The sequence below is a fragment of the Candidatus Frankia nodulisporulans genome, from assembly GCF_902806475.1.
GTDB lineage: Bacteria > Actinomycetota > Actinomycetes > Frankiales > Frankiaceae > Frankia > Frankia umida.
The window spans coordinates 1-2,118 of the sequence record NZ_CADCWS010000427.1; the positions used below are offsets into that span (position 1 = coordinate 1).

At 72.8% G+C, this 2,118-nt stretch carries 4 protein-coding genes; 2 read left to right on the top strand and 2 right to left on the bottom strand.

All coding sequences use genetic code 11. From position 1 onward, the window contains the following. The first annotated feature begins 125 nt into the window (after nt 1–125). Entirely contained in the window at nt 126–395 is a 270-nt protein-coding gene (locus G6R24_RS20475; RefSeq protein ID WP_163550768.1) for a DUF3099 domain-containing protein, read from the top strand. Nucleotides 396–420: 25 nt separating this feature from the next. Here G6R24_RS20475 and G6R24_RS20480 read toward each other — a convergent pair whose 3' ends face one another. After that, nucleotides 421–1,440, bottom strand: coding sequence for an asparaginase (locus G6R24_RS20480; protein ID WP_338083894.1), 1,020 nt, complete (start codon nt 1,438–1,440; stop codon nt 421–423). Nucleotides 1,441–1,591: 151 nt separating this feature from the next. On the opposite strand from G6R24_RS20480, the gene G6R24_RS20485 reads away from it, so the two are divergent. Then, complete coding sequence (locus G6R24_RS20485) at nt 1,592–1,831, top strand: FmdB family zinc ribbon protein (RefSeq protein WP_163550770.1); 240 nt, start codon at nt 1,592–1,594, stop codon at nt 1,829–1,831. Between the two features lie 19 nt (nt 1,832–1,850). Here the strand turns inward: G6R24_RS20485 and G6R24_RS20490 are convergent, their stop codons facing one another. Then, nucleotides 1,851–2,078 (bottom strand): hypothetical protein, encoded by a 228-nt coding sequence (locus G6R24_RS20490; RefSeq protein ID WP_163550771.1) that lies wholly within the window; start codon nt 2,076–2,078, stop codon nt 1,851–1,853. Nucleotides 2,079–2,118 lie beyond the last annotated feature (40 nt).

Below are 2,118 nucleotides of genomic sequence, written 5' to 3' on the forward strand. Positions count from 1 at the left end.
GCGCGCCGGGAACATCAGCGACGCCGGGAACACCAGGAGCACCGGGAACACCAGGAGCACCGGGGGGATCGCCGGGAACCGCCGCTTCGGGGACGTCGACCCCGCGTGCGTCCGGGGCGTCCGGGATGGCCGCGCCGCCGGCTGGTGCGCTGTTGGCCGGGGCCGATCCGGTCGTACGACGGCGCTACCTGATCCTGATGGGAATCGCCCTGACCCTGTTCGTCACCGGGGGCGCGTTCGTCCGTCTGTACTCGGTGCCGGCCGCCATGGCCATGCTGGCGGTGGCCGCGATCATCCCGCCGATCGCCGTCACCGTCGCCGGGAGGCCGCGCCACCGTCCTGACCAGTCAGCCGACCCGAGGCCGTCCCAGCCGCCGCCTCAACGCCGATCCTGACGGCGAGGCGGCCGCGGGGCTGCGGTCAGGCGGGGAGGCGCACGCGTAGGGAGCCGACGGGCTGGCCGCCGCCCAGGACCGTCGGGGCGCCGAGGACGGCCAGTCGCGCGAGGTCGATGGAGGGGGCCCCGGGGGTGTTCGCGGCGGGCAGCGCGCCCAGTCGCCCGAGCGCGGCCAGCGCCACCGGGACGCCCGCCCGGCCCGCACCATCGGCGATCTTGACCGCCACGGTGTGACCGCTCGCCGTCGCGGCGATAGTGACGCCCTCGGCGCCGTTCTTCGCCAGCAGGCCGGGAACGGCGCGCATCAGGTCGGTGTCGGTGGAGCCGGAACCACCGATGAGCTCGGGGTAGGCCCGCATCGCGTCGATGACTCGGCGTTGTGGCGAGCCGGGTTCGGCGAGAACCATCGTCTGCAGGCCGCGGGCGAGACCGGTGAGGGAGATCGCGAACAGCGGGGCACCGCAGCCATCGACCGTGGAGCCGGTGATCGGCTCCTCGATCAGTTCCTCCACCGTCTCCCGGATGATCCGTTGCAGGGGATGATCCGGATCGGTGTAGTCGTCGATCGACCAGCCCGCGGCCACGCAGCAGGCGATCATCCCGGCGTGTTTGCCGGAGCAGTTCATCAGGATCGGCTCGGCGCCGCCCCCGGAACGCAGATGGGCCCGCATCGCCGCCTCCCCCAATGGCAGGTCAGGCGGGCAGCGCAGCGCGTCGACCGGGACCCCGGCCACCGAGAGGATCTCCAGGACCCGCACGAGATGAGGGCCCTGCCCGCTGTGCGAACTCGACACGATGGCCAGCAGGTCATCCGGAATGTCGCGGCTGAGGAACATGCCGTCGAGCCCCGCCCGCAGCATCGCCACCGCTTGAAGTGGCTTGACGGCCGAGCGCGGGAACATCGGCTCGTCGGGCTCACCGACACGCAGCGCGACCGAGCCGTCGCGTGCGAGCCCCACCACCGTGCCGTGATGCACGCTCTCGACGAACGGCTCGCCTCCGCGCAGCCCACGCACTATCTCGGCGACCACCCGCGGCCCCACCGGCGGCTCCATAGCCAGCAGGGTACGACGACCGTGCCCGTCGCGCGGGCATCCCGCCAAGCTGTGCCCGGATGGAAACAAAGACGGCGATCTCCCCGCTGATTCGGGCGGTGCGCGGGCATCCGGGCCACGCGCCCCATACCCTGGGAACGTGCCTGCCTACGACTACCGCTGCCGGGAGTGCGACACCTCGTTCGAGGTCCGTCGGAGCATGACCGAACCCGCACCGGACGGTGTGCTCTGCCCCTCCGGTCACGCGCAGACGTCCCGCGTCTTCTCCGCCGTCGCGGTCGGTCGTGGCGCGTCGGCGTCCTCGTCGGCCTCCGCCGCCGCGATGGCGGCCGCGCCGTCATCCGGCGGCTCCTGCTGCGGAGGCGGCTGCTGCGGCTGACCAACGCCGCAGCGCCTGGTCACTGGCCGCTGGGAGTGCCGCCGCGCGCTACCCGGCTCCGCGGGCCGACGTCGACCTGACGATCCCGCTGCCCACCGGTCGCCGCCGCCCGATCCTCCGCCAGACGCCGACGCAGGAGCCGTAGCGTCTCGTCCTGCTCTTCCTGCGACAGGCCGGACACCAGCGTCCGTAGCAGGGCATCCGAACCGGGCCACTGCTCGTCATCGCTACGTCCTGACCTGCCCACGACCTGCTCCTACCCCACATCACAGCAGGTCACGCCCCTG